23 protein-coding genes and 1 tRNA gene are annotated in these 20,849 nt (G+C 37.8%); 16 read left to right on the top strand and 8 right to left on the bottom strand.

What is annotated here, in order from left to right:
* The 3 genes from HLV59_RS18835 to HLV59_RS12510 all read left to right on the top strand — a co-directional run bounded on the left by HLV59_RS18835 (position 1) and on the right by HLV59_RS12510 (position 1,854).
* Entirely contained in the window at positions 1-126 is a 126-nt protein-coding gene (locus HLV59_RS18835) for a YHYH domain-containing protein (RefSeq protein ID WP_171430088.1), read from the top strand.
* Between the two features lie 89 nt (positions 127-215).
* Positions 216-638 (top strand): hypothetical protein, encoded by a 423-nt coding sequence (locus HLV59_RS12515; protein ID WP_171430087.1) that lies wholly within the window; start codon positions 216-218, stop codon positions 636-638.
* 655 nt (positions 639-1,293) lie between these two features.
* The gene (locus HLV59_RS12510) at positions 1,294-1,854 is read left to right on the top strand and encodes a TetR/AcrR family transcriptional regulator (protein WP_171430086.1); all 561 of its coding nucleotides are present in this window, start codon (positions 1,294-1,296) and stop codon (positions 1,852-1,854) included.
* 65 nt (positions 1,855-1,919) lie between these two features.
* On the opposite strand, the gene HLV59_RS12505 is transcribed toward HLV59_RS12510, so the two are convergent.
* Both HLV59_RS12505 and HLV59_RS12495 read right to left on the bottom strand, forming a co-directional pair.
* Positions 1,920-2,855, bottom strand: coding sequence for a metal-dependent hydrolase (locus HLV59_RS12505; RefSeq protein ID WP_171430085.1), 936 nt, complete (start codon positions 2,853-2,855; stop codon positions 1,920-1,922).
* A 297-nt stretch (positions 2,856-3,152) separates the two neighbouring features.
* Positions 3,153-3,386 (bottom strand): DUF2171 domain-containing protein, encoded by a 234-nt coding sequence (locus tag HLV59_RS12495; RefSeq protein WP_016144745.1) that lies wholly within the window; start codon positions 3,384-3,386, stop codon positions 3,153-3,155.
* A 249-nt stretch (positions 3,387-3,635) separates the two neighbouring features.
* Here HLV59_RS12495 and HLV59_RS12490 point away from each other — a divergent pair, with 249 nt between their 5' ends.
* The 4 genes from HLV59_RS12490 to HLV59_RS12475 are packed head-to-tail and all read left to right on the top strand — an operon-like array spanning position 3,636 to position 6,643.
* Entirely contained in the window at positions 3,636-4,649 is a 1,014-nt protein-coding gene (locus tag HLV59_RS12490) for an acyl-CoA dehydrogenase family protein (protein ID WP_171430084.1), read from the top strand.
* Positions 4,637-5,431 (top strand): PIG-L deacetylase family protein, encoded by a 795-nt coding sequence (locus HLV59_RS12485; protein ID WP_171430083.1) that lies wholly within the window; start codon positions 4,637-4,639, stop codon positions 5,429-5,431. Before HLV59_RS12490 ends, HLV59_RS12485 begins: the two co-directional genes overlap by 13 nt.
* Positions 5,406-6,002: a class I SAM-dependent methyltransferase gene (locus HLV59_RS12480; protein ID WP_171430082.1), complete on the top strand. Its 597-nt coding sequence runs from the start codon at positions 5,406-5,408 to the stop codon at positions 6,000-6,002. Before HLV59_RS12485 ends, HLV59_RS12480 begins: the two co-directional genes overlap by 26 nt.
* Positions 5,999-6,643 (top strand): glycosyltransferase, encoded by a 645-nt coding sequence (locus HLV59_RS12475; RefSeq protein WP_057105775.1) that lies wholly within the window; start codon positions 5,999-6,001, stop codon positions 6,641-6,643. The genes HLV59_RS12480 and HLV59_RS12475 overlap by 4 nt, the downstream gene beginning before the upstream one ends.
* A 4-nt stretch (positions 6,644-6,647) precedes the next feature.
* On the opposite strand, the gene HLV59_RS12470 is transcribed toward HLV59_RS12475, so the two are convergent.
* Positions 6,648-7,010 (bottom strand): DUF3592 domain-containing protein, encoded by a 363-nt coding sequence (locus HLV59_RS12470; protein ID WP_171430081.1) that lies wholly within the window; start codon positions 7,008-7,010, stop codon positions 6,648-6,650.
* A 242-nt stretch (positions 7,011-7,252) separates the two neighbouring features.
* On the opposite strand from HLV59_RS12470, the gene HLV59_RS12465 reads away from it, so the two are divergent.
* Positions 7,253-8,500 carry a mechanosensitive ion channel family protein gene (locus HLV59_RS12465; RefSeq protein WP_171430080.1) on the top strand — a complete coding sequence of 416 codons (1,248 nt, stop codon included), beginning with the start codon at positions 7,253-7,255 and terminating at the stop codon, positions 8,498-8,500.
* An 86-nt stretch (positions 8,501-8,586) separates the two neighbouring features.
* Here HLV59_RS12465 and HLV59_RS12460 read toward each other — a convergent pair whose 3' ends face one another.
* Complete coding sequence (locus HLV59_RS12460; protein ID WP_171430079.1) at positions 8,587-8,991, bottom strand: hypothetical protein; 405 nt, start codon at positions 8,989-8,991, stop codon at positions 8,587-8,589.
* 132 nt (positions 8,992-9,123) lie between these two features.
* The gene (locus tag HLV59_RS12455) at positions 9,124-10,389 is read right to left on the bottom strand and encodes an MFS transporter (RefSeq protein ID WP_171430078.1); all 1,266 of its coding nucleotides are present in this window, start codon (positions 10,387-10,389) and stop codon (positions 9,124-9,126) included.
* Positions 10,390-10,500: 111 nt separating this feature from the next.
* Here HLV59_RS12455 and HLV59_RS12450 point away from each other — a divergent pair, with 111 nt between their 5' ends.
* From HLV59_RS12450 to HLV59_RS12440, 3 genes are all read left to right on the top strand, one after another.
* Positions 10,501-10,947, top strand: coding sequence for a winged helix-turn-helix transcriptional regulator (locus HLV59_RS12450; protein ID WP_171430077.1), 447 nt, complete (start codon positions 10,501-10,503; stop codon positions 10,945-10,947).
* A gap of 85 nt (positions 10,948-11,032) precedes the next feature.
* Positions 11,033-11,362 (top strand): hypothetical protein, encoded by a 330-nt coding sequence (locus tag HLV59_RS12445; RefSeq protein ID WP_171430076.1) that lies wholly within the window; start codon positions 11,033-11,035, stop codon positions 11,360-11,362.
* A 270-nt stretch (positions 11,363-11,632) separates the two neighbouring features.
* Positions 11,633-12,916, top strand: a complete 1,284-nt coding sequence (locus HLV59_RS12440; RefSeq protein ID WP_228721984.1) for a DNA cytosine methyltransferase — start codon at positions 11,633-11,635, stop codon at positions 12,914-12,916.
* Here HLV59_RS12440 and HLV59_RS12435 read toward each other — a convergent pair.
* The 3 genes from HLV59_RS12435 to cysS all read right to left on the bottom strand — a co-directional run bounded on the left by HLV59_RS12435 (position 12,905) and on the right by cysS (position 17,131).
* The gene (locus tag HLV59_RS12435) at positions 12,905-15,031 is read right to left on the bottom strand and encodes an ATP-binding protein (RefSeq protein WP_171430075.1); all 2,127 of its coding nucleotides are present in this window, start codon (positions 15,029-15,031) and stop codon (positions 12,905-12,907) included. The two genes, HLV59_RS12440 and HLV59_RS12435, sit on opposite strands and share 12 nt — an antisense overlap.
* Positions 15,032-15,570: 539 nt before the next feature.
* Positions 15,571-15,646: transfer RNA gene (locus tag HLV59_RS12430), tRNA-Gly, on the bottom strand.
* Positions 15,647-15,709: 63 nt separating this feature from the next.
* Positions 15,710-17,131: a cysteine--tRNA ligase gene (gene cysS / locus HLV59_RS12425; RefSeq protein WP_171430074.1), complete on the bottom strand. Its 1,422-nt coding sequence runs from the start codon at positions 17,129-17,131 to the stop codon at positions 15,710-15,712.
* A 213-nt stretch (positions 17,132-17,344) separates the two neighbouring features.
* On the opposite strand from cysS, the gene HLV59_RS12420 reads away from it, so the two are divergent.
* Genes HLV59_RS12420 through lptB form a run of 5 tightly spaced genes read left to right on the top strand, consistent with a single transcriptional unit; the run spans position 17,345 to position 20,726 of the window.
* Positions 17,345-18,322 (top strand): KpsF/GutQ family sugar-phosphate isomerase, encoded by a 978-nt coding sequence (locus HLV59_RS12420; RefSeq protein WP_031947858.1) that lies wholly within the window; start codon positions 17,345-17,347, stop codon positions 18,320-18,322.
* A 3-nt stretch (positions 18,323-18,325) separates the two neighbouring features.
* Positions 18,326-18,865: a KdsC family phosphatase gene (locus tag HLV59_RS12415; protein WP_016141540.1), complete on the top strand. Its 540-nt coding sequence runs from the start codon at positions 18,326-18,328 to the stop codon at positions 18,863-18,865.
* 37 nt (positions 18,866-18,902) lie between these two features.
* Positions 18,903-19,451, top strand: coding sequence for an LPS export ABC transporter periplasmic protein LptC (gene lptC / locus HLV59_RS12410; protein ID WP_016144761.1), 549 nt, complete (start codon positions 18,903-18,905; stop codon positions 19,449-19,451).
* Positions 19,435-19,983 carry a lipopolysaccharide transport periplasmic protein LptA gene (gene lptA, locus HLV59_RS12405; RefSeq protein ID WP_016144762.1) on the top strand — a complete coding sequence of 183 codons (549 nt, stop codon included), beginning with the start codon at positions 19,435-19,437 and terminating at the stop codon, positions 19,981-19,983. The genes lptC and lptA overlap by 17 nt, the downstream gene beginning before the upstream one ends.
* Positions 19,983-20,726 carry an LPS export ABC transporter ATP-binding protein gene (gene lptB, locus HLV59_RS12400; protein WP_031947859.1) on the top strand — a complete coding sequence of 248 codons (744 nt, stop codon included), beginning with the start codon at positions 19,983-19,985 and terminating at the stop codon, positions 20,724-20,726. The genes lptA and lptB overlap by 1 nt, the downstream gene beginning before the upstream one ends.
* Positions 20,727-20,849: the final 123 nt, after the last annotated feature.

Below are 20,849 nucleotides of genomic sequence, written 5' to 3'. Positions count from 1 at the left end.
ATGAAAAAACTTTTATTCATTTGTCTAATCGGTTTAGCAGTTACACATGTTAATGCTCATTCTGGGGGTACAAACTCTAAAGGATGCCATACGAATAGTAAAACTGGTGACCATCACTGTCATTAAATAAGGGCTAAAAGAGTAAGCTGATTTCTGGTTTACTCTTTTTAATATCTTTAATTTTACATTTTTTAGAAATAATAAAAGGGAAATTTATGGAAATAATATGGGGAGCGCTTGGCTTATTATTTTTATTTTTAATATTAAGTAAAAAGCATAAGAAGAAAAATCTTACGGGTGAAAGATCAATAGTCTATTTGGTTGATATTGTTGGGGAGCAATCTTATCAAGCAAATTTAAGAAAGATTGCTGGGCCTAAACAAGAAAAGTCAAAATATGTAGAAGTAATGGCTAGAGTTGTTTCTGAACCTTTTAATGCTTATGACAATAACGCAGTTAAAATTGAAATTAATGGTTTAACAGTTGGCTATTTGAGTAGGGATGATGCCAAACTATTAGCTGGTAAAGTGATAAATAAGACTGTGCCAGCTTTAATTAATGGTGGTTGGCTTGATGATGATAGTGAAGGAAGCTATGGTGTAAAACTCGGTATTCAAAATCTTAGTGAATTAATATAGCGGAGTACATTTTTAAGTTTTACTTATATTTTAAAATTTCAAAAAAACAAAATCTTCTGTAAGGCCTTAATAAATCTTTTTACTCATGTTTTTAAAGCTTTATTTGTAGCCAATATCACATTGACACTCTAAACCCCTCCGATTATCCTTTGTCTGCTGGCCACATTGCCAGTCGGTTTTAGCAGGCCGTATTTACCCAACGCACACGAAAAAGTCTCTCTTTTTTGTGGGCATCCCTACGTGTCTCCCTCTGCGGCGGAACGGGAGGGGGACATCTTCGGATGTGCTGGTTTTTGGGTAAATCAGTCTGCTAACCCCTTTTCGTTTCGCCACCATAATCATTTAGCAGTGATGTGGCGAAACTTCTTTATTACCCAAAGGAGTCCGCTCATGCGTACTATTTCTTCTTTATTGGCCTTTGCCAAAGTCTCTCTATTCATACCGCTTGAACAGTCTTTAAAACGGTTTAATCGACTCTAGGTTTTCTACGCCTTAAGAATCGTTACAACTAAATCATAGCAACTATAAAACTTGAGATAGGTCAGCACGCCATTTTGTGCGGCTTTTGCATGCCTGTTTTTAGCACTCATTTTAAGAGTGACGGCATTTCTATCTCATTTACATACAACAAAAAATTATTTTAAGCGGTATATCTATGCCAAATTTACAATCTTCTTTTAAAGCACTAAGAGTGCTCTACACAGCAAAAGACTTATTTAATCAGTATGGCTTTCATAAGGTCGGTGTCGATCGAATTATTAGTGAAGCAAAAGTTTCCAAAGCCACTTTTTATAATGTCTTTCACTCCAAAGAACGGCTCATTGAGAGGTGTATCACTTTCCAAAAAGATACGCTAAAAGACAAAGTGCTTTCAATTCTCTATTCCTATAATGAACTGATGGTGCTCGATAAGCTTAAGCAAATTTACTTTTTACATGCGAGTTTAGAAGGGCCATATCATTTACCATTTAAGGCAATGTTTGAAATTAAAAGGGTCTATCCCAAGGCCTATGGCGTTACGATCGAGTACCGAACTTGGCTCATCAATGAAATTTATAAACTGCTTTTAACCGTCAAAACTACCGCCTCAGTCGAAGACGCTTACATGTTTTTATGTATGATTGACGGGGCGATGTTTCGGCTTTTTGAAAAAAATAACATCGATGAAAGTGCGCTTGTTCGGTTATTTCTTTTTAATCTGTGTCGGTCTAAGTAGACCATAAACGAAAAAAGCCTCTAAAAAGAGGCTTTTCTTAGCATTAAAATAAGCGTTTAGCTTCATTACACAGGTTTTGCAGTTTGTGCCATTCCTTCAAAATATTGAACCGCAGGTGAGCGAGCCATATAAGCTAAAGCTTGCTCGGTGTCTCCCTCATGAAGAGGGTTAAATTTTGGAGAAGCCCATCTTAACGTCGCTTTCCATAAATATTTAATGGTCGGTAAGTTGTCTGAGCGAGTCGCAGTTTTCTCAAATTCACGAATAATTTTGAAGTAGCCACGGCGCATCAATTTTTGAATATCTTCGTGCTCTAAATCTTGCTTGCCTAAACTACGGGCAAAGTCAGCAAGGAAGTAAATAAACAGTGGAAAAACCGCCGCCATAATCACTTGGCGCGATACATAAAAACCAAACTTGTTTGTTAATAGGTGTTCAAATAAATCGTAAGCAACACAGCGATGTTCGACTTCTTCGGCCAAATGCCAGCGGAATAAATCTGCCATAGCAGGGTCGGCTTTGTCCCAAGACTTACTATCGAGTGTCCACTGACCAATGGTTCCGGTAAAGTGCTCGATTGCCGCAATTACTCCTACCCGAAAAAGTAACCAATATTCATCAAGCTTTTCACCTTTTAAAAAAGGCATGCCTAAAGGTTTGTCACCCAACAAAATATTAAAAACAAAATGGGCACGGTTGAGTGTCTCTTGAATGTCGTAGCCATTTTCTCGTAAGAAATCTTGAGCTTTTTCATGGGCACGTGCATGCGCAGCTTCTTGACGGACAAATCCGATGACTTCTTGTTTTAGTGTTTCATCGGTAATCAGGGGCAGGGTTTTATTAAAGACTCGGCAAAACCAAAATTCACCAGCCGGCAGGAGCATGTTGATGCCATTAGCGACATGTGAGCATAGCGGATCATTAGGCATCCAGCAGACGGATGACTCTGCAAAATCAAAATGTACTTTTCTGGCTTTAAGCTGATGATTCCCTGTGAGCATATTCGTCACCCTATTCATAATTGTTCATTTAATGCGAATGGGTCATTTTTAGCATTCAGTCAACTTAATCACCATGTGCTTAAGGGACAAAAATATTCTTTGAATGGTTTGTTCAGATAAAAAGCAACCTAACTTGGTGGTTTTGAGGCTTATGCAATAAAAAAGGCTCCTTAGTTAAAAGGAGCCTTCATTTTTATAATTTAGGCCTGAAATAATTTAAGCCTACTCATTTATATTTATATAGTGAAATATTTTAATTATAAATGTCCACGGTGAATAACTCGCCGTGCTTGAAGCTTAGATCGCTTGCCACTGATCTTTAACTTCTTCTGAATTTTTATTCAGAATGACTTGGTTTTCTTTCACTTCCCCAATCCATGCCGTTGGGATAAGGTGATGTTGATCGTTTTCATCTCGAGTTAGCTTCAATTGATTTTCACCTTCAAGATGATCGACAGTCCCTACTTTTGTGCCACATGAAGCAATAACGTCGGCATGTTTTTTAATATCATTAATATTTAAAGTATTCATTTTAGACCTCTTCTTTGGAAATAGAAAAACGGTAGAAACTAAATTACTTTAAATAATGGGCAAAATGTTGAGTTTTTAATAAACCTTACATGATCGGATTATAAGTTCACTTAATAGGTGCATTTGAATAACAATGAAATAATTAGATATAAATCTAATAATATTTATCTTTTTATTACAATTTACGTGTTTAATTAAACAGATGTGTTCAGATAGTGTTAATTCAATACTTTTAAATAATTAATCGTAATGAATATCAAAATACCTATAAACATGACGATATTGAGTATCTTAAGTGAATTTGAAGCTGCCCCAGCTGAAGTTAAAAACAAGCTGCGAGTTAGTTTGCTCTATCAATTGATCAATGTAGCGAAAAATTTACCCCATCCAGCTTCGGGTCATACCTATCAACGCTGGCAACTTTTTGGGCAGATTGCTGGGGTTGATTTAAGTCTAGCTAAGCTTTTTGAATCTCATTGCGATGCCTTAAGTATTTTAAATGAATTGGGTTATCAACAAGAAATAGATAACAAGACTTGGGCGGTTTGGGCAGCCGATGGCGGACCAGCACCTTTGCAAGTCACTAACGACCTTTGTAATGGCATAAAACCTTGGTGCTCTGGCGCTGAGTTTATCCAAAAAGCTTTAATGAGTTATAAAGATCAGCAAGGGCAGGCGCAGCTTTGTATTGCCGATTTAAGCCATCCATCTATTACGACCGATTTAAATCACTGGCATGCGGTAGGCATGCATGCAACACAGACCGCGCAAGTAACTTTTAAAAATACGCCTGTTCAATCGGTTGGTGAGCCAAACAGTTATTTAAAACGTCCAGGTTTTTGGCATGGTGCAGCAGGTGTTGCGGCTTGTTGGTATGGTGCCGCCATGCGTCTAGCGAGTTTTTTGCAAGAAAGCTGCCAGGCAAATCCTAATCCATATAAAAAATTATATTTAGGCGAGGTCGCTCAGCAATTAGAAATCACTAAACAATATTTTCAATATGTTGCCGAGTTGATTGACCATAAACCAACGCTAAGCCATGAGCGGGAAGTTCGGATATTACGTGCCCAAACAGAACAATGCTGTCTGAGCATTATTGAACGAGTAGCGAAAGCCTTAGGCGCTCGTCCTTTTTGTGAAGATGCGACATTTGCTCAGCTCATGGCAGATTTGCCTGTGTTTATACGACAAAGTCATGCTGCTTTTGACTATGAACAAATTGCAGAACTCTGTGTGTCGGAGCAAAGCCTATGGGAACTTTAAAACATCCTTTGGTTGAAGACCGCGTTATTTTTGGTGAGGGCACGACCAAAGAGCAATGGTTAAATGCATTTAAAGATCATCCGTTAGCACCTTTAGATCTTGAGTTATTTCGTTCTAAAAGGGTGGTGATTGTCGCTCCACATCCTGATGATGAAGTGCTTGGCTGTGGCGGGTTAATGCAGCAACTGATCACGCTGAATTGTAAAATAGTGGTTTTAGCTGTGAGTAACGGCACACAAAGCCATCCTAACTCTACAAAATATCCTCCAGATCAGCTCAATATTCTTCGTCCGCAAGAAAGCGTGGCGGCCTTAAGGTGTTTAGGCGTAGCAGACTCAACCGAGCATGTAGAGCTTAATTTGTTAGATGGTCAGATTCATTTACAAACCAAGCAACTCTGGCAGAGTTTAGATCAGATAGTTCAAGCCGACGATCTTCTAATTTGTAGTTATGAATTTGATGGACATCCAGACCATGAAGCAGTAGGGAAAACCGTACAAGCTTATGCGACTGCGAGACAATTACTATGTTTACACGTATTAATATGGGCTTGGCATTGGGCAAAGCCTTTAGACCCACGAATTGATTGGCACCGAGCAAAAGCATTTTCATTAACACAAGAACAGCTAACTAAAAAACATCAAGCAATTTTGCAGTTTAAAACCCAACTTGAAGCAGATGAAACCACGGGGAATGCCGCAGTGCTATCTCCAAGTGCGATTAATCGTCTTTTAATGCCTTATGAGGTTTATTTGAGTGATTCATTCTCGCGTGTACTTTGAAGATTTATATCGTCATAACAGTGATCCATGGGGCTATGACGCTCATTGGTATGAAGCACGTAAAAGACAAATTTGTCTCGCACTGCTGACAAAACCTCGCTATCCAAAGGTGCTAGAAGTCGGCTGCTCAAACGGACATTTAAGTTTTCATTTGGCAAAAAGAGCTGAGCAATTGATCTGTATAGATGTTTCTGAGAGTGCTGTTCGCTTGGCATCTGAACGTCTAAAAGAATTTGAGCATGTTGTTGAAAATAGAAAAATACCCGAAGACTACACAATTCAAAAATTTGACCTAATTTTAATTAGTGAGATGGCCTATTACCTGTCAGCAGATGAATTGCACCAGTTTATTGAAAAGTTAAAACATAGTTTAAATGTGGACGGTGAAATTCTGTGTTGTCACTGGCGACATGAAATCCAAGATTTTGAATTAAACGCTGAGCGAGTCCATCAAAGTTTTCAGCAACATTTTCCATTTCATCATTATCTCAGCTTAAACGATCCAGATTTTATGATCGATTTGTGGACGGCCAATGCTTCCTCTTTAGCACAGCAGGAAAAACTAAGATGAAAATAGGTATCGTCATTCCAGCGCATAACGAAGAATACTATCTATCTGCCTGTCTGCAATCTGTTCAGGTTGCGATAGATAACATCAGTGGTTATGACGTAGAAGTGCTTGTTGTACTCGATAGCTGTACAGATCAGTCGCGGTTAATCGTACAAAGCCATCAAATCAATTGGATTGAATGCGACTATGCATGTGTTGGGCAAGCGAGAGACTTAGGTATTCGCCATTTAATTGAGAGAGGGGTTACATGGATTGCATGTACAGATGCAGACACGGTCGTCAGCCCTGATTGGCTACGCTACCAAATCCAGCATCAACCTACAGATGCAATTTGTGGCACTGTAACGCTAGACGATTTTAGTCATCTCTCTATCACTAAGCGGGAAAAATATTTAGCACATTATCAAGATGAGATGGACCACGCGCATATTCATGGGGCAAATTTAAGTTTTAGTGCAGAGGTCTACCTTTTGGTCGGTGGCTTTGAACCTATTTCATGTCATGAAGATGTGTCTTTAATCAAAAAATTGATCAAGCATTGTTGCAATATTACTTGGAGTAATTTGGTTCGAGTGACAACGAGCAGTCGCTTAAATGGACGTGCGCCGCAGGGATTATCTTACTTTTTAAATAATCTCTAATGATTTAAAGCATGACCTCGCCCAATATGGAAATGTTCTTTAAATTTTTAGGGTCATATTTAATATTGATGAGGCTACCGACTTTATATTTATGATGATTTTTTTCGCCGATAAGCACCTTTAGATTTTCAGTAATGATTTGGCTTTGCTCAGTTTGAAATTTCAATTTGATATAACATAAAGGGCGATATTGCACCTTAGCTAATGAGTCTTGAAAATATACGACCTCGGCAGAAGTCATTATTCCTCGCTTATAAATTAAAAATCTTTGAACTAGACTTCTAAGAAAAAATGTCCAAGCAATATAGATAAAGAATAAGCTAAACCAGGCCACACCAATAAAAGTCAAAAAATCAGAAAACTTCACTCACGAGAACCAAAATAACTTGTTTATCGTATTATTCTAGATGAACCGATAGGCTCGATCTAGTTTATATAATTAGTCTAAACCATAAGTAGGTAAGGTTCTAAAATTAACAGATCATAATTAAGTTTGGGCAGGGTATATAACTTAGTTGTTGTATTTATGACTACATATGTAAACAAACCTTATGATCAAATGCCTTAGCCCTTAAAATTACTGAAAATAAAGTTTTAAGGTGTATAGGTTTGGATTTTTTAAATTTTTTTCACGATATTCGGGGTGAGTTAAGCCAATATCCTTGGCTAGAGATGTTTGTTTCACTCACTATTTTAATTTTATTTGCAGCAATCGCAAATTTTATTGCCAAACGCATTATTGTTCGGGGCGTTCGTCATTTAGTTACAAAGCTTAAATCACCAAATCAGTCTATTTTTGCTCAGCATAGCGTCATAAGAAGATTTGCAAATATTGTTCCTGCTGTTGTGATTATGAATGGTATTGCAACTGTGCCTCATCTATCTCCAAAGTTCATTGCTTTTGTAGAGATGGCGGCCCAAGCATTCATTTTTCTCACACTCGCGCTTACGGTCAGTGAAATATTAAATATATTTAATCTGATCTATCAGCGTAATCCAAAATCTAGAAACAAACCGATTAAAGGTTATTTACAGCTCGTTAAACTCATTTTATTTGTGGTGTGTGGCCTGATGATTTTGGGAACATTCCTTAAAAAGGATGTGTTCACTTTACTTGCAGGTTTTGGTGCGATGGCAGCGGTATTAATGCTGGTTTTCCAAAACACCATTTTGTCTTTAGTGGCGAGTGTACAAATCGCTTCTTATGACATGGTGCGCATTGGTGACTGGATTGAAATGCCATCTTTAAATGCTGACGGTGATGTCATTGATATTTCACTGCATACAGTGACTGTTCAAAATTTTGATAAAACCTATACCACCATTCCGACCAATAAGCTGGTTACTGATACATTTAAAAACTGGCGTGGTATGAGCAATTCGGGTTGCCGTCGAATGAAGCGCTCACTTTTTATCGATCAAAGTAGCGTGCATTTCATGAGCGATGAAGAGCAACAAAAGCTCAAAGACTTTTTATTGTTAGATCAATACCTAAATGCAAAGAATTCTGAAATTGAAGAATTCAATAAGCATTTAAGCAATCAATCTCGTTACAACAAGCGCCGTTTAACCAATATTGGGACATTTAGAGCCTATGTTGAATTTTACTTGCGCCAACACAAGGGCATTGCGCAAAATCAAACCATTATTGTTCGCCAGTTACAGCCGACAAGCCAAGGTTTGCCGTTAGAGATTTATGCATTTACCAATACGATTGCATGGGTTTCTTATGAAGCAATTCAGTCAGATATTTTTGACCATTTAATTGCGATTCTTCCCGAGTTTGGTTTACGTGTTTACCAAGCACCTTCGGGCCATGACTTGCAAAGATTAACGGCAGAAATTCATCCAAGTTAAGTTTTAAGCTATAAAAGAACAGCGCCTAAACTATTTTGAAAAAGCTCCCAGATGGGGGCTTTTTTACTCATACTGTTCGCGAAAGATTATCCGGCAAACCAAATATTTTGATGATCACACATTGGGCTCAAATGCTTAATGCGGAGGTTGTCTTGCTGAAAATTACCGAAACCTCCAGCAATATCTAATTCACTGCCTAAGCTGATATGTTTACCTTTATAGCTTAAAGTTTGTTTTTTAGAGTCCCACTGAGCAGTGTGTTCAGGGAAGATAATCAGGATATCGTTCACATAAAGACATTCTTGTTTTAACTGTAAAGCCCCTTTTAGGCGTGCTGAAGCAGAAATACCATTAGATTGATAAACAGGGAGTTTTACGGCACTCATATCTTCACCTGCTTCTTGTTGCTGACATCCTGTAAGAAGCGCAAAGATAACTATGCAAATTAATTTATTATTAGTACCCAATTTTATTCCTTTAGGGGCTTCCATATATTTTTGATAGTAATGGACTAATGTTGCATATCAATCATTAGATTGTTAGAGAAGATTTCATTCCATTCCCGCTTGAGCTTAACAATTTAAGACTTAAGAACTTTATTCACGAACGAGAGTCATCCTAAATTATAGTTTATTTATTTGTATATTGTTATCTTTTTCATTTGTGTCTTGAGGAGTGATGTGCCGTGTCATCCACCAGAATAATAATGCCAGAAGGCTAACACCTGCACCTAAGGCACATACGCCAAACCAACCAGCATAGGCATAAGTCGCTGTGGTACTGATTGCACCTAATCCGCTACCCACTGCATAAAAGAGCATGTATAGACCAACAAGTCGGCTATGCGCTTCTGGACGAGTACGAAAAATCATACTCTGGTTAGTCACATGCAGAGCTTGTCCACCCAAGTCGAGCAATACGATGCCAATTACTAGCGCCCAAAGGGAATAGGCCATGAGTGAAAGTGGGACCCAAGCGAGCAGTAATATTACGAGTGCTACTAAGCTTGTACGCTGAGCATATCCTCGGTCAGCCCAGTAACCCGCACCTGCGGCAGCCAAAGCACCAATCACCCCAACAATACCAAAAGACCCAATTAAAGTATGCGAGAAGCTATAAGGCGGCTCACTTAATGGTAGTACCAATGCGCTCCAAAAAATATTAAATGCCGCAAACATGAGTAAAGCTAGCACACCGCGCACTTGGAGTACTTTTTCTTGGTGCAGCAGTTTCAACATAGAAGCCAGAAGTTGCGGATAGCGCATGCTAACGGGCTGAACCTCTAAATGAGGCAGACGTTTCCAAAGGGGGAATGCAATCATGAGCATGATGATGGCGGCGCAAAAATACACGCCGCGCCAACCTGCTATATCGCTAATTCCTCCTGAAAATACACGAGCAAGCAATAACCCAATGAACACACCACTTTGTGCAGTACCAACTACATGGCCCTGTTCATGTGGGGCCGCAGCACTTGCAGCATAAGCAATAAGCCCTTGAGTCATGGCTGTGCCGAGTAAACCCACCGCAAGCATTCCTGCTAAAAGAATTATCGTAGAGTGAGCAAAGCCAACCACGAGCAATGCAGATATTAAGGCTAGTAACTGTAGAGCCATTAATCGACGTCGATTTACCAAATCACCCAACGGCACTAAAAAGATTAAAGCTAGGGCACAACCTATTTGAGTGGCCGTAACCACGCCACCAATGGCGGCATGACTAACATTAAAGTCACTCGCCAATATGTCGAGCAAAGGCTGCGCATAATAGACATTTGCTACGCTTGCACCACTAGCAATCGCAAACAGCAAAATGACGCTACGAGGCATGCTCGAAAGCGGTTTATCGCTTTCGGTGGATGAAGTTGAAGATGCAAGAGAAGCTTTCATGGGCCTAAATCCATTTAATCTGGTTTTAAAATGCAACTAGTTGAATGTTAAGCCTGCTAGTTTTAAAATGCAACTAGATAACTTGTTACTGATGATTGGTTAGGAAACCCAATGGCGAACTCTACATTGATAAAAGATGAACCTTGTCCTGTTGCGCGCTGTGTCAATCTGATAGGAGACCGCTGGTCACTGCTTATTGTGCGCGATGCTTTTGATGGAATGCGCCGTTTTGGAGATTTTCAGCGAAGTTTGGGCGTTGCGCGAAATATTCTTTCTGATCGACTAAAAAAATTAGTCGATGCAGGTGTTCTTGAAATGCAAGATGCTTCAGATGGCACGGCTTATCAAGAATATGTATTGACCGCTAAAGGGGAGAGTTTGTTCCCAGTGATTGTAGCTTTACGTCAATGGGGAGAACAGAACCTATTTGAAAGTGGAGAGCACTATTCTCTATTAATTGATAAAAATACAGGTCAGCAAATTCCATTTATGGCACCAGTCGCGGCAGATGGAGAAGTGCTGAAAGCTTCTGACACTCAAGTGCAAAAGGTGAAATAAAATAAGAGAAAACAAAAATAACCTTTTTTAACTTAAATTTGGGCAGATTAGTTGATAACCTTGCGCGTCAAATTAAGGTGAGATTATGAGATTTATATTCCTCTTTATCAGCGCAATTTCAATTCAATGTTATGCCGCATCAGAAGCTATGGAACTTCATTACTGTGAAACTGTGAAGAAAGCAGCGAGTGGCGTGATGGATGCTAGACAACATGAAGTGCCAGCTCAAGAGTTACATGACATCGCCAATCATCTTGAAGAGCAACAAGCCAAACAACTTTATCAAGAGCTTATCAAATCTGCATATTCTTCAAAGCTATTTGAAGACCCTCTCATTAAGTCAAAAGCTGTCGAGAATTTCCAAACCACTTGGCATGAACAATGTTTGTCAAAAGAATTGGCTAAAAGTATGTGAGGAGGTTGAGAATAAGAATAAATAGTGGGGATATAAAATTATTATGGATTGATTAATAGTTGGGTTTTGTTCTTTAGTCATTTGGATCTTATGGAAAGCACTTAGAAGTATGCAGATAGGATACTTTTTGCTGTTTATAAGAGAAAAATTAATTAAAGAGAGGAATAGATTAAAAAATATATAATTGCTTAATCTAATAATGTATGTTCTAGAAAAATTAAGTATGATAAGAACGCCCAAAATCATTAGTTGGTTAAAATAGGATGAAATTTGAATAATTTAGCGATAAATACCGCTCTTCAATCTAATTTAGATGAGGTCAGTTACTCTGAATTTATGAGTGGTTTAGTACAGCCAAAATTTAAATTTAACTATGTAAGTCTATTTTCTAGTGCTGGTATATCTGATTTTGGTCTATCCTTATTAGGTGGAAAATGTTTAGCTGCTTGTGAAATAGATGAGAGCCGTCGTTTAGTACATGAAAAGAATAATTCTGCGAAAGTATTTGGGGATATACGTAAAGAAAAAAAAGATTTAATCAAATATGTTAAATCTATCGAAAAAAATATTGATTTAGTTTTTGCTACTCCACCATGTCAAAGCTTTAGTTCAGCAAACTCTAGACGTGGGAAAAATACAGATCCATTAAGCGCCTTAAAAGATGCAAGAAACTTCCTATTTTTTGATGCTTTAGATGTATGTTGTAAATTAAAACCTAAATATATAATTATTGAAAATGTTCCAAATTTTGGAAGACGTTTATTAAGAAATGAGCATGGCACGGTTGGTCATGTTGAAGAGTTTATAAAAGTAATTTTAGCAGAGTATATGGGGCATACCTTTGTTAAATGTGTATCTGAGTTTGGGGTTCCACAATCTAGGAAAAGAAGCTTTAGTGTCTATATTCGTAAAGATATAGCTCGTAAAAAGAATATTATTTTTGAAGATATAAGAAATTTTGTAATTGACCAGGATATTAATGCTCCAAAAAATATTATGGAAGCAATTGGACATTTATCACCCTTAGATAGTAAATCAGAATTAACTAATAGCGATCATAGTGATATATTCCATCATGTACCTGTTCTTAGTGAAAAACATTATTCTTGGATTTCTAATATTCCACCAGATAGTGGTAAATCGGCTTGGGGGAATGCATGTGAAAACTGTGGAGATTTGAATACTCCTATGTTTGAGACTAAATGTATTTCTTGCAATAAATATATTAAAGTCCGACCTCACATTGAAGAGAAAAATGGAACTATTCGAAGTATAAAGGGGTTCAAAACCAGTTATAAGCGGATCAATCCACAGGGATTTTCTTCAGCAATCACAACAAATACTAATGCTTTTAGTAGCGATAATAAATTACATCCTAATCAAAATAGAGTACTAAGTGTTAGAGAGTGCATGTTAATACAAAGTATTCCAAATAATTTTATATGGCCTGAAGAGGTTTTCCATAAATCTATGCACTTAGTTAGAGTAATGGTGGGAGAGGCTCTTCCACCATTGGTTTCTTATAGATTAATGGAAAAGTTATTAAACATTTGAGGTATCTAGCCGCTTCATAATAGCACTTAGATCTGGATTTTTATCTGACATACTTGTTAAGAAGTCTGTCACAGAATCACCCCCTAGTTCGCAAATTTGTCTTACTCTTGCATCATTAGCATTTGCATCGGATCCAGCTAATAACGCTGCTAATAACTCCATATGGGTATGTCTAGAATTCAATAAAATATCATTCCATGTCATTGATGTTATGCTTGGGGGGCAATCAACCAATGCCTCTTGAACAAAGCTTCCAGCAACCAGAACCCCTTGAATTTTACAACCTGAAAAACGTTGTCTAATATACATAATATATGATGTTAATTGTTGAATCTCGTTTGCGCCTATTGAAAGCTCTGGCCCTTTTAATTCAATTATTAAGTACTCATTTTCAGAAGCGGTGTTTAAGAAAACGAAGTCGGGGCGTGTTTTATCTTCAGGATTTGGTGATAAAAAATGCTTATTGGGAGTAAGCCCTTTTTGCTCTGCCTCAGCGCAAATTTTTTTGAGAGTGGAATTTGCAAAATAATGCTCATATTTATTTCCAATAATCCAAGGAAATTCTTCTAACAATTTCTGTAATTGGGTTTCTTTACCTAGAGTTATTCTGCGGAAAAGTTGAGTAAGAGCATAGACTCGTTGAGAAAATACGACCGCTAAAGATAAACTTTCTGGAACAAGTTCATTTACCAATTGATCAATTAGTTCTGGAAAATTATTACTTTCAAAATTTGAGGTTTGATCCCAAAGGGTCTTAATCAATTTTCTTGCAGGCTCATGTGTCCAAGCTTTGGCAGTGGCTTCAATTAATTTACCTTGTTGTTCTTCATCTAAATCATTTTCTGGTAAAACTTCAAGTAATAAATTGCGTAGATGTTTTTTTTCACCTTCAGTAATTGTAGTTTTGTCAGGTAATTTTTTCTCAATTTTTTCATCTAAATCTTTTTCAATATTTTCTTTTTTAAATTCATCATATTCTTTAATTCTTTGACGGACAAAAGTTTTACCCCAATCGAAAAAGCTTGGTAGTCCTAAATATCCCCAATCTATAGAAGTACGATCTGTAGATATAATGTCATCTTCAAACTCATCAATCCAATCGGCTTCAATAACACCGTACATATATCGAGTTTTAATCTCTAAACCTTTACTATCAAATGTAAACGGTCTGTCTTGAGCTAACTTGCCATGTGCAAATACGCCAATACCCGATTGGTCTTGAGTCTGTTCTGAACTTGTTACAAAGCCAACCCAGTATTTAATTAATTTTTTCTCTTTAATTTGCTCCTGAGTATCATCTAATAAAGGAACTCCATTTCTATCAAATTGAGGGATTTCAATATATTCTTCAGACATTCCAGTCGGTGGAGTTCGTAGAATGAAAGGGGGAAGGCAATCCTTTTCAGTGAGAGGGGTATCATTAACATACACTGTAAATAATGGGGTATTTAAAGTAACAGTAAATCTTCTGCCTAAAGATTTTTTCAAATTTTCTGTTTCAATAACACGTTTCAAATTCAAATCATGGCATATGATAATTGTGCCTTGTTTAGCTTTTTTTACATTACTAATTCTTTTTGATAGTTTTTCTTGTAATGATGAGTCTAGAGAATTTAAATAGTCTTTAATACTTTGGTCTTCAAATGAAGCTATATTTTCAGCTATTACTTTTGGAGGATAAACTGATATTAATTCATCATCATTCTGGGAGAGCATATCTTTATAATTCAAAGATAGCCAGTTAATCTTATTTTCTTTATAAGTTACAAGATCAACTTTTCTACCAATTCCGAAAGGGGCTAATTTACCTATGCCTTTCCTACCCATTGGTTTACGTTTAGCTTTTTCATCATCTCTTTTTACATTCTTTTTTTTTGCAATAATTAACCAATTATCTATAATTTCTTGGTCACTCATGCTAGTTCCATCATCTGTGGCTATAATAGCAATAGGTGATCCATCTTTTGCAACTATATCAATCCATGAGCTTTTTGCTTCAGCATCCCAAGAATTTGAAACCAATTCGGCTATTACATTTGTAGGTTTATTTTGATAAAGTTTTAAACCTAAATGTTCAATAATATTATGTGAGTATTTTAATACATAAGCGGTCATTCAAATAAACCCCATTTGAATATTTTACTAAACATCCCTATATAATCCATAGACTTTCTAACCTATTTACACTCTTCTTCAAGCTTTATGGTTTCCGCGCCATTTAAGATTTAAGGGTTCTAAATATGCTGTTACTCTGCTATTACCTTTTTAAAGTAGCTCTTACATCATCTTACCAACAATGATAATCAAATTACCTGTTTTTAAGTCACTTATTTGAAAGTCAGGTTTTACATACTTTAACATTTGATTTGAGTTCTGAAAATATCCATTATTAAATAATATTTAAACTATAATTATTTTGTCATCTTTAAGTTAGGACAGTTGGGGTGAATTCTGCTGTAGTTTCATATTTTTATCTACGAATAAATTATATAAGACTCATCTTATAATGAAATTGATATAGGAAATTTAGCGAACAAAGAGGGGGATAGCAGAATATAAAACCTTTCTTTAATATCAATTTTGTCTAGTCAAAGCTAATTAATAGCCAATAAAAAAACCACCTAATTCTTTCGAATTAAGTGGTTTTTAAATTTTGGAGCGGGAAACGAGACTCGAACTCGCGACCCCAACCTTGGCAAGGTTATGCTCTACCAACTGAGCTATTCCCGCAATGTGAGCACATTATAGAGTGTTTCATTAAAGTGTCAACACTCTTGTGATCTAATTGAACGTTTAATCAGCACGACGCCAAACTGTACCTTGGCGAGTGTCTTCAAGTACCACACCTTGGTCGAGTAAAGACTGGCGAATACCATCCGCTTTAGCAAAGTCTTTTGCTTTTTTCGCATCAACACGTTGTTGAATGAAATCTTCAATTTCAGCATCAGACAAAGCAAGTGCTTCTTGTCCAATATCTGATTTTAAGAAATCATCTACATTGTGTTGTACCAAACCTAAGATATTGGTGAGGTGACGTAATGTCGAATAAAGAATATTGGCCTGGTCAGCTTGCTCTTCTTTTACAGCACGGTTTAACTCTTTGTTCAGTTCAAACAATACTGCCATTGCTTCGGCTGTGTTGAAGTCATCACACATTGCATTGTTAAAGCGTTCAATAAAGCTTTGATCAAGCGTTTCAGTTGTGGTTTGACCATACACTTGTTGGTAAGCTTTAAATGAGTGATAGAAGCGAGTTAACGAAGTTTTTGCTTCTTTGAGTGCCACATCAGAGAAGTTCACAGGACTACGATAGTGTGAAGACACAATAAAGTAGCGGATCACTTCAGGGTGGAATTTTTCCATCACGTCACGAATCGTAAAGAAGTTGCCTAAAGACTTAGACATCTTTTCACCATCAACGTTAATGAAGCCAACATGCATCCAGTAGTTTACATATTGTTCGCCAGTCGAAGCTTCACTTTGCGCAATTTCATTTTCATGATGCGGGAACATTAAATCTGAACCACCACCATGAATATCAAAGTGATTACCTAGGCAGCAAGTTGACATTGCAGAACATTCAATGTGCCATCCCGGACGGCCATTACCCCAAGGTGATGCCCAAGACGGTTCATTTTCTTTGGCATGTTTCCAAAGTACAAAGTCAAAAGGATGTTTCTTTTCAACTTCTACATCAACACGCTCACTTGCGCCAGCTTGCATATCATCAAGCTTACGGCCAGAGAGGCGACCATATTTTTCAAATTTGGTCACTTCAAAATAAACATCGCCGTTTGAAGCAGGGTAAGCAGCGCCTTTATTCACCAAATTGCCAATCATATTTTGCATCTGATCGATATATTCAGTGGCTTTAGGTGCTTCATCTGGTGCTAAACAGCCTAAGTTCGCTGCATCTTCATTCATTGCATCGATGAAACGAGTGGTGAGTTGTTGGATTGTTTCACCATTCTCATTCGCACGTTTGATGATTTTGTCGTCAATGTCGGTAATGTTGCGAATATAGCGAACATTCCAGCCTTGACTACGTAAGAAACGAATAATGTAGTCAAATGCAACCATAACTCGAGCATGCCCGATATGACAGTAGTCGTAAACGGTCATACCGCAGACGTACATATCGATGTGACCTTCTTTGCGAGGTACAAATTCAACTTTTTTTCGTTGCTCAGAGTTATATAAAACAAACGGTTGCATAAGGGTTTTCAAACACTCAACAAAAACAGTGTTACATCATAACTGATGCATCATTTTTCACAAAGGTTTATGCAAGAATTTTATAAGCTTGTGAAATCTTATACATTTAAAAACGTGTAGGTGATTGAGTTATGTTAGAATGCCCCCAAATCTTTTGATTAAAATCACCGATCTTCACAAGAGATCAGATCAATTATTTTGAGTCAAACTCGTATGCCCAATCCTACAGATTTCCAAAGCAGCGCATTAGCAACATTGCGTATTGAGCAACAAGCCTTAGACGTGTTAGCAACACAAATTGGTGACAGTTTTAACCGAGCTTGTGAAATATTGTTACAGTGTAAAGGTCGTGTTGTGATTACTGGCATGGGTAAGTCAGGGCATATTGGCCGTAAAATGGCTGCTACTTTTGCCTCAACTGGCACACCATCTTTCTTTATGCATCCGGGCGAAGCTGGACATGGTGATTTGGGGATGCTGGTTCGTGGTGATGTTTTAATTGCGATTTCCAATTCTGGAAAAAGTGATGAAATCATGATGTTGATGCCGTTAATCAAACATCTTGGCGTACCGCTCATTACCATTAGCCGTGATGATAAAGGTCCAATGCCACAAAACGCTGACATCGCTTTAACTTTAGGTGAGTCAGACGAAGCATGTCCATTAGGTTTGGCGCCTACCTCGAGTACGACAGCAACTTTAGTTTTGGGTGATGCACTGGCTGTTGCTTTACTTGAAGCACGTGGTTTTACCGCAGATGATTTTGCTCGCTCGCATCCAGCAGGAGCGTTGGGTAAACGCTTACTTTTACATGTGAAACATCTGATGCATACAGGCGATGAACTGCCAAAAGTTTCACCAGATACACCAATGAATCAAGTACTTTACGAAATTTCTAATAAGCGTTTAGGCTTGACCACAATTGTAGATGAACAAGAACATTTGCTTGGTATTTTCACCGATGGTGACTTGCGCCGTTTAATTGATAAACAGCAAGGTTTCGATGTGAATTTGCCTGTTTCAGAAGTGATGACAAAAAAACCATCAACGATTTCTCAAGAAGCACGTGCGGTAGAAGCTCTACAACAGCTTAACCTGAAAAAAATTAGTCAGTTTGTGGTGGTCGATGACCATAATAAAGTGATTGGTGTAATTAGTATGCATGACCTTATTCAGGCAGGGGTAAATTAATCAATGGCATCTTATGCATTGTTAGAACAAGCACGTCATTTACAGGCATTGGTTCTGGATGTTGATGGTATTTTGAGTGATGGCTTTGTAACATTAACCAATAGTGGCGATGAAATTAAATCATTCGATATTCGTGATGGTTTAGGCATGAAGCTTGTGCAGCAAGCGAACATGAAAGTCATCATTATTACAGGCCGAAAAAGTAATATTGTTGAAAAACGTATGTCTGACTTAGGTGTAGATCTGGTCTTTCAAGGTCGTGAAGATAAAGGTTCTGCGCTGCGTGAAGCATGTGCACAGTTTAATATTTTGCCTTCAGATTGCTTATATATGGGCGATGATTGGCCTGATTTATCGGCTTTTGCAATCGCAGGTATGAGTGTTACTGTGCCAAATGGTCACGAAGAAGTACGTCGCCGTGCGCATTTGGTTACGCAATCAATGGGTGGGCGTGGTGCTGTGCGTGAAGTCTGTGATATGTTGCTGATCGCAAAAGGCATTTACCAAGAACTTCTTGAAAAATATCTTGCAGTACCGCATTAATAATAAGATTACTTAAAAAGGTAGGCTGTTCCTGCTCATGGATACCAGAGTTTTATCAATTGTTGCTGTAGTGGTTGCTGCTATAAGTGGTGGTTACTACTACTATAGTGGCAAGGCAAAAAAACTAGACATTGGTTCTGCGAAGAATATGACATATTCAGCGCAGGGCGTCCATTTGACTCAAACTGATGATCAAGGCAATTTGTATATTCGTGCTGAAGTTCGTCAGCTTGAACAGGATATGCAACAAAAAACATCAAAGTTGGATCAGCTTAATGCCTCGATGTATAAAGATGGCAAAGTTGATGCAACATTCTTTGCAAAACAGGCAAATGGCTACGATGATAACCGCAAAGTTATTTTGTCGGGTGATGTGGTCGCAACTAAACTGGCGCCACAAGGGAAGATTGAATTCCGTACCGATGAGTTAACGGGTTATCCAAAAACCAGAGAAATTGAAACAGACCACCAAGTGGTTGTTCAATCTCCGCAAGGCGATTTTGTCAGCAAAGGGTTAAAAGCTAATTTGAATAATGGTCAGTACGAATTTTTTAATATTCGAGGAAAGTATGTACCAAAGTCTTAATTTAAAACGTTCTTCAGCTTTCCTAAAACAAGCTGCGGTAATTACATTCGTTGCTTTATCATCTGCTTCGACTTTTGCTTTACCGTCTGACCGTAACCAACAAATTTCGTTAGTGGCAGACCGTGCAACTTATAATGAGAAAACAGGTTTAACGACTTATACGGGTAATGTCGTAATTGAGCAAGGTACGATGAAGCTTCAAGCTGACTCAATTGTTGCTACGCTAAATTCTAAACGCGAAATTCAAACCATTACTGCCAAAGGTAGACCATCTAAATTCCAACAGCAAATCAGTGCTGATAAAGGTGTTGCACGAGGCGAGGGTCAAACTATTGTTTATAATGCAGATACAGGCATTATTACTTTGACTGGTGGTGCATATCTATATCAAGATGGTTCAAGCATTCGTGGTAACTCATTGAAATATAGTATGAATAAAGGCGATGTTGAAGCTCAAGGTTCATCATCAAACCGTGTTCAAATTATTATTCCGCCATCAACTTCAAAAAGTTTCCCAGGAGCGCGTGACTAATGCAACAAGCTCTTCAACCCCAAACTTTGTGTATTAAGCACTTAGCAAAAAACTATAGTAAACGTTGGGTCGTCAAAGACGTATCTTTTAGTATGCAAAGTGGACAGATTGTTGGTTTGCTTGGCCCGAACGGTGCAGGAAAAACAACAAGCTTCTATATGGTTGTTGGGCTCGTGCGTATGGACAAGGGTGAAATTCACCTTGATGATCTTGATATGTCTGATTTAGCAATGCATGAACGGGCACGTAAAGGAATCGGATATCTTCCGCAAGAAGCTTCTATTTTTAGAAAGCTGACCATTGCTGAAAATATTATGTCTATTTTAGAAACACGCAAGGACTTAAATAAGCAACAGCGCCAGCAACGTCTTACTGAATTGTTGAATGACTTTAAAATCAGTCATATTAAAGATTCATTGGGCATGAGTGTGTCTGGTGGTGAACGCCGCCGTGCTGAAATTGCACGTGCATTGGCTGCTGATCCTAAATTTATGTTACTTGATGAACCATTTGCTGGTGTCGATCCAATTTCGGTTGGAGATATTAAAGACATTATCCAGACCCTAAAAGATCGTGGTATTGGTGTACTCATCACTGACCATAACGTACGTGAAACTTTGGCAATCTGTGAACGTGCATATATTGTGAGCGAAGGCTCGGTAATTGCAGAAGGTACGCCGCAAGAAATTCTGGATAATGAGCAGGTACGTAAAGTCTACTTAGGTGACGATTTTACAGTTTAAACAAAAAAGTTAATCTGTTTGGCTAAAAAGAGGTCAGTGCCTCTTTTTAGCTTTTTTATATTTATTCTTTAAAAAACAATAATTTGGTAGCTTCATTTGATCGAAAAATAATGTGTGAATTAT

This window comes from Acinetobacter lactucae, assembly GCF_013122135.1.
In the GTDB taxonomy this organism is placed as follows: Bacteria; Pseudomonadota; Gammaproteobacteria; order Pseudomonadales; family Moraxellaceae; genus Acinetobacter; species Acinetobacter lactucae.
This window is presented reverse-complemented; position numbering and strand designations above follow the sequence as displayed.